This is a genomic window from Paracoccus litorisediminis (genome assembly GCF_009711205.1).
Classification (GTDB): domain Bacteria; phylum Pseudomonadota; class Alphaproteobacteria; order Rhodobacterales; family Rhodobacteraceae; genus Paracoccus; species Paracoccus litorisediminis.
Window position 1 is genome coordinate 50465 of the sequence record NZ_WMIG01000024.1, and the last position, 6494, is coordinate 56958.

Consider the following 6494-nt stretch of genomic DNA (forward strand, 5'->3'; position numbering starts at 1 on the left):
GACTGCGTCACGCATCCGCAGGATAGCCGTCGACTACCCTGCGGCAGATCAGGCAAACCACCAGCGCTCAAATGCTTTGTAGCCGTCCAACGGCCACTGCGCACTAATAGCCTCAGCATGGGCCACTTTCTTGGCGCGGACCACGATCCAGTTGGCGAAGTTCAGCACGATTGCCCCGCCGTCGCGGTTGCAGATTTCCTGCATTTCCCAATACATAGCCTTGCGCTTCGGCTCATCCAGCTCGGTGCGGGCGGCGACCAGCAATTCGTTGAACCGCGCATTCTGCCAGTGTGTCTCGTTCCAGGGGGCGTCCTTGGCATAGGCCACGGTAAATGCGAGATCCGCCGTGGGCCGTCCGCCCCAGTCCGATGCCGCGAAGGGACTTTTCAGCCAAATATCCGAGAAGTATCCGTCGCCCGGCACGCGCTTAACCGTAATATTGATACCGCCTGCAGCTGCGCTGGCACTAAACAGCTCTGCAGCAGGCACTGCTCCCGATCCGGCTCCTTCCGAGGTAATCAATTCCACATCCAGAGAGTCCAGCCCAGCCTGCTTCAGATAATAGCGTGCCTTTTCCGGATCATAGGCGGTCTGCTCCAGCTCGGTGTTGAAAAACTTGTTCGAGCGAGCAATCGGATGGTCATTGCCGACGTAGCCATGACCGAACTGGGTTTTACGGAGCACGTCCTCTCGGTCGACGCCGTATTTCATGGCGAGACGAATATTGGCATCGGTGAAAGGCGCCATCGTGCAGGCCATGGCAAAATTGTTATGCGCGGCACTGGGTGTTTCGTCGACGATTACCCGCTCATCTTGTGCAAGAAGGGCAAGGGTCGAGGTGTCGTTGCGTTCGCTGATATCGACTTGACCCGAGATGACGGCGTTGTTGCGCGCTGCCGGATCCAGCACCGCGATCAGATGGATTTCATCGAAATAGGCCGCATCCGGCTTCCAATAATCGGGATTGCGCACCAGTTCGATCCGCACGCCCGGCTCGAAGGACTGGATGCGGTAGCCACCGGTGCCCGCTCCCGACGCGATATCGACACCGCCCTTGCCGTCCGAAGGCAGGATGATTAGGGCGAACCCTGCGGTCAGTGCCGGGAAGTCGGCATTGCCATTGGCCAGTTCGAAAATGACGGTGCTGTCGCCGTCGGCACGCACATCCTTCAGATCCGAAAGCAGAGCCTTGGCGCCTGAGGTCGAGGCCTCGCCCCGATGGTAGTTATAGGTGGCAACAACGTCCTCGCTGGTCAGCGCCTTGCCGTTGTGGAAGGTCACGCCGCTGCGCAGTTTAAACGTCCATATCCGGGCATCCGGACTGGCCTCCCAGCTTTCGGCCAGCTCGGGGACGATCTCGTCCTGCGCGCCGTATTCGGTCAGGCCATTGCCCCGGCAGAAGGCGAAGGCGATCGAAAGCGAGGTTGCATAGGTGCCGGGGTCCAGCCCCTCGGCGGTATTCGCCTGCCCCATGGCAACGCGTAGCACCCCGCCCTTTTTCGGCGCATCTTGGGCCATGCTCTGGCCGGCAAATAGCGGCAACGCCGCTGCGGCCATGGCCGTGCCAAGTAGCGTCCTGCGCGACATAATTAGGCCGCCAGGGCTACGATGGAACTCGATGTCTTTCATTTCTCTCTACTCCTGTTGGGAAGAGCCTACCTGTTCTCGGCAGATCTCATTGAGGACGAAATCGAAGGAAAAGCCTTCCTGCGGCCAAAGATTCGCAGTTCTTCAGTGGCAACTGCCAGTCGGAGAGTGCTTTGGATAACTGAGATCTCAGTTATAGATTCTGACGTTAGATCTGAGATCTCAGTAAGTAAACTGAAATATGCCCCTACCATGGGTTAACCCAGTTCAGCGGTATTCTTCCGGTCAGAATGCGATAGGCTTCGGCAGCTGCAAGCTGCTGAATTTGCTGAACTGACTGTTCAGAATACCAAGCGGTGTGATCACTAACGACCAGATGCGGCAGATCGAAAAGAGGGTTGTCGCGATCCGGCGGTTCGCGCTGGAAAACATCCAGCCCTGCCCCGGCGACACGCCCCGAAAGAATGGCTGAACTCAGTGCCGCCTCGTCGATGTGGCTACCCCTTGCGGTGTTCAAGATCACGACGCCGGGCCGCAGTCTTGCAATCAGTTCGGCGGTCAGCGTCGGTCGCAGATCGGAGCGGCCAGGGGCGTGAAAAGACAAGATCTCCACCGCCTCGACCAGATCCTCCAGCGTGACGCGTATCACCCCGGCGGCTGCGGCGCCCTGCTCGTCAAGGAAAGGGTCATGGACCAGAACTCGATCAACACCGAACGCGGCAAAGCGCTTGTGGACAGCCCGGGCAATGCGGCCGTAGCCAACAAGGCCCAGTGTTGCGCCGGCGATCCGTTGCAACGGCTCGGTCTGGCCGACTTCCCATGCCCCTTTGCGGACAGCGGAGTCACGAGTGACGATCCGGCGGCGAACAGCCAGGAACAGCGCCAGCGTGTGATCTGCCACCTCGATGTCCGCGCCATAATCGGGCACATTGGCGACCTTGATGCGGCGTTCGCGCGCCGCGTCCAGATCAATTTTGTCCAACCCGACTCCATAGCGCACCAACCCTCGCAGGCGCGGCGCAGCATCGAACAGCGCAGCATCCACAGCTGTGTCGCGTAGCATGATCAGATCGGCATCGGCCACACCCCGCAGCAGCGTCTGCCGGTCACCCTGCCAATCCAAAGCCGTGATCTGCACGCCGAGCGGGGTCAGAACCTCGCTTTCCGCGGCATAGCTGGCATAGCCCGGTTCGACGACGACCACTTTCACAGGCCCAGTTCTTTCAAAAGCTTCCATCGCTCAATACCCCGCCGAACGATTTCCAAGCGGCTCCGGAGCGAGCCCACTTCGCATACGAGAGATATTGCTCAGAACGGATTGAGCAGTCGCCCACGGGTTAGGCTCGCTCGCGATGTGCGGTGTCAGGCGAATATTCGGATGCGCCCAGAACGGATGGTCGGCGGGTGGCGGCTCCTGCCGCATCACATCCAGTGTGGCACCTGAAAGATGTCCTCTGTTCAGCGCTGCCAGCAAGGCATCCTCATCCATGTGGTCGCCTCGACCGATGTTCACCACCGCAGCGCCCTGCGGCAGTGTGGCAAAGAGATCGGCATTCAGCATGCCGGTGGTGGCCGGGGTGCGCGGCAGCATTGCCACCAGAATGTCGCTGCCCGCCGCAAATTCAGACAGTTGCTCCGCGCCGTGAAAGCTCTCAGCTCCGGCTATTTCTTTGGGAGAACGGCTCCAGACCCTGACAGGGAAACCGAGCCCGACCAGCGCCTCGGCAACGAAAAGCCCCAACGGGCCCGCACCCATCAGCCCGACACTGCGTTGAAAGTTCATCGCAGGGCGAACGAATGCCCAGCGGCGTTCCTTTTGGCGGATATCGAACAGCATCATGTCGCGGTGGTGATGGATCACTGCATGCAGCACATAATCGCGGTGCTGCTGGCGGGTTACCTCATGCACGAGCTTCACGACCGGGATCCCGAGCGGCAGGTCCGGGTCGGCGAAGATGTGATCCACTCCCGCTGCCATAGAGAAGATCGCATTAAGGTTCGGCAACTTGGCCAGATAGCCATGGGGCGGCTTCCAGACCAGCGCCCATCGGATCGTAGCGGGGTCAAAGTTTTCGCCCAATACATAGATTGGCAGATCGGGGGCTGCAGCACGCAACGCGCTGCGCCAATCCTCTGGGTTCTCGCCGGTCGCAATGATCAACATCGCCTGTTCGGTGTCGGACATGGTCGCATCAATCCTTGGTGGTCCGGATTATGCCCGGACACAGGTCATCATTCGGTCGCGAGGATGCGCGACCGCTCTTCAGCGGCGTTCGACCGAAACAGGCCGAATAATGGAAAGGGTGATCCCCAGGGATCAGGTGTTTTCGCGGATCACATAGATCTTCTTAGTGGGGGTGATGACCCTCCAGATATAGCTGTGCCCGGGGCGCATGATGAAGCTGTCGCCCACGGTGATGCGGCGTGGCGGCTTGCCGTCCTCGATCAGCTCGGATTCGCCCTCGATGATCGTGCAGAATTCCCAGGTTTCCTTGACCACACGCCAAGAACCGTCGCGGACTTCCCAAATGCCGGTGCTGACCGAGCCATCGGGCGTCACCTCAATCTCCCAGGTCTTGTTGGTCGGCGCGCCCTCGGTTACGCGGTCGGGCAAGGGGGCACCCGGTTCTGGCGTGCCCAGTTGCTTCACATCATAAAAGTAAAGCGCGTCCATCATCATCTCCCGTAAAGACTGTATGTCGTGCCATCGCCGTCATCTGGCGCTTGCGCATGACTCTGCTGTCTTCGCCCGGCGACGGCATTGCAGGATCTGCACTGAAGCGAGTAGCGGTTTGGCTTGAAAGAAGCCTATAACTGCGATCTCAGTCTGTAAATAAAAATCTGCGATCTCAGATGAGGGGGCTGATATTGTGTTTGAACGGCAGAAGATTCATGCCGTCATGAATCTCGGCCCGCAGCGCAAGACACATCGCGTCCGCATCGCGCAGGTGCAGGGCGCGGAGGATTGCGGGATGTCTGTCCTCATCGGGGTGCCTTCCGGCGGTACGCTCGAATACCACGCGCATCAGCGGGCCGAATTGCAGCCATAATGTCTCGATCATCTGCATGGTCGTCGGCGCTGGCTGCGCACTGTAGAGTTTGAAATGGAACTCGTAATTGCTGCTCATGTAAGTTTCGACCTCGCCAGAGGAGAGGCACAGCTTCATCCGGCGGTCGATCTCGTGCATTTCCTCGATCAGATCATCCGAGATCACCGGCAGTGAGCGGGACGCAGCGGCCGGCTCCAGACGCAGGCGGCAGAACAGCAGGTCTTCGAACCGGATCTGCGTCATTTCGGGGACGACAACACTGCTTTTCGACCGGATCTCCAGCGCGCCTTCGGCCGCCAGCCGGGCAATCGCATCACGCACCGGCATCGGGCTGACGCCAAGTTCGCGCGCGATTCCGCGTGAGGAAAGAACCTGGTCCGGAGTAATCGTCCCGGTGACCAACCGATGGCGCAAGGTGCGATAGACCATCATGCGCAACGGCGCCTCAGCCTCACGGTCGCTCTGAACGCAGCACTCCATCTTCCCTCCCCGATCTTTCCTGCAGTCTCTTAACACACGAATCCGTGGAGTGTAACTGTGATCGCAGTTGCGAGGACACTGCAACTTTGCGGTTGGCGCTTGCAGGACAAAATTTGGACTATTGCAGAGCAAACAGCAAACCGCGTTGGTATTCGTTCGACTTTGCACCGGCTTTCCGTGGCACCGCTATTTTTTCGCCCCGATCGCTGCGATAATCACCAATGGCTGCTTTGGGGATACTGCACCGCAGCATACCGGCGGGACTGAGCGGCCGCAAAGGGCCGAGATGCGCGTGACTGAGGCTGAGCTAAACCCGTCTCGTCGCATTGTGCAGCAGATCGTCGTGATGAGCCCATCAGAGGCGTTCGTGCACGATGTGGCGCGCGCCGTGTCGGACTTGTCGGATCGGAAAGGGTAAGACTAGATTGCCGTCGGATAGAAACTGGGGGCACCGACGTGGATGTGAAATCATCGCAAGCGACCGGAAATGCTGCCATGCACTATGTCGCATGGCAGCCTTCAAAGAGGGGCTGGAACGTGATGCCAACCACGCGGAACGCGAATGGAAGCGAGCTGTATTGCGCGAACGATGCAGAGACCGTCATCTTTGGGGTGCAGAGCAAGGGATTGTCAAAGAGAGGTCCGGTTGGGCTGGGGTCGAACCTTGGCAATCTTCGATCGGATTGGTGGATTATTACCATCAACGCGAAATCGGACAACCCGATCTGTTTCATCTTGAGGCGGCAGGAGGTTGTTGATCTTTGTTTCCACAGCGATCCTGCAAAGAGCCGCGACGGTGTTCAGTCATATTGGCTACAACCGAAGGCCTACGACCAGGCACAATTCAGGGATGCTTGGCACAGGCTCCTCGCACCTCCCGGCCCTATTGGCGAATAGAGCCGTCATTGACTGCTTCGTCCGCACTGGGGTTTAAGATTAAGCGATCTCGCTGAACCCCGCCTCAACGTCCGGTTTGGAAGAAGCTAGCGGCTGTCGACCGGCCGTTATGGGCCGGCCTGGAACGGATGGCTCTCTCTGCCAACGACAGCCCCGGCGGGCAAGACGTCGCATCTTGCAAATCCGATGCCCCATTCTCTGCTCAACGCTGTGAATCGCCGGATCGCGCAAAGCGTCAGTAACTGAGCCCCCGCCCCAAGAGTAGGACCGCACGTTCCGCCTGCGGGTCGTCATCAGCCCTCAGCGGGTGCTCCCTGTTGATCGGACTACTGGCCTGCAGCACATCCAGCATGTCGGGAAAGCCATGCGCAACATCCGGCATCCCCGCAATTTCATAGGCATTCTGTCCCAGCCCTGCATAATGGACGATCGTACCGCCATGCCGGGTCAAGCGCGCGGCAAAGAAAGCGCAAGAAATTA

General features: G+C 59.2%; 5 protein-coding genes and 1 pseudogene. All 6 read right to left on the reverse strand.

All coding sequences use genetic code 11. The features are described 5' to 3' along the window. Window positions 1-48: 48 nt before the first annotated feature. On the reverse strand, window positions 49-1629 hold the full coding sequence (locus GL300_RS22880) for an ABC transporter substrate-binding protein (RefSeq protein WP_225612546.1): 1581 nt from the start codon (window positions 1627-1629) through the stop codon (window positions 49-51). Between the two features lie 205 nt (window positions 1630-1834). Then, window positions 1835-2797, reverse strand: a complete 963-nt coding sequence (locus GL300_RS22885; protein WP_170297791.1) for an NAD(P)-dependent oxidoreductase — start codon at window positions 2795-2797, stop codon at window positions 1835-1837. 30 nt (window positions 2798-2827) lie between these two features. Next, window positions 2828-3772: a 2-hydroxyacid dehydrogenase gene (locus tag GL300_RS22890; RefSeq protein ID WP_155042002.1), complete on the reverse strand. Its 945-nt coding sequence runs from the start codon at window positions 3770-3772 to the stop codon at window positions 2828-2830. A 132-nt stretch (window positions 3773-3904) separates the two neighbouring features. After that, the gene (locus GL300_RS22895) at window positions 3905-4261 is read right to left on the reverse strand and encodes a cupin domain-containing protein (RefSeq protein WP_155042003.1); all 357 of its coding nucleotides are present in this window, start codon (window positions 4259-4261) and stop codon (window positions 3905-3907) included. 175 nt (window positions 4262-4436) lie between these two features. Next, on the reverse strand, window positions 4437-5069 hold the full coding sequence (locus GL300_RS22900) for a GntR family transcriptional regulator (protein WP_192338617.1): 633 nt from the start codon (window positions 5067-5069) through the stop codon (window positions 4437-4439). A gap of 1180 nt (window positions 5070-6249) precedes the next feature. Beyond that, window positions 6250-6494: pseudogene (locus GL300_RS26485) on the reverse strand (hypothetical protein); the annotation flags it as partial.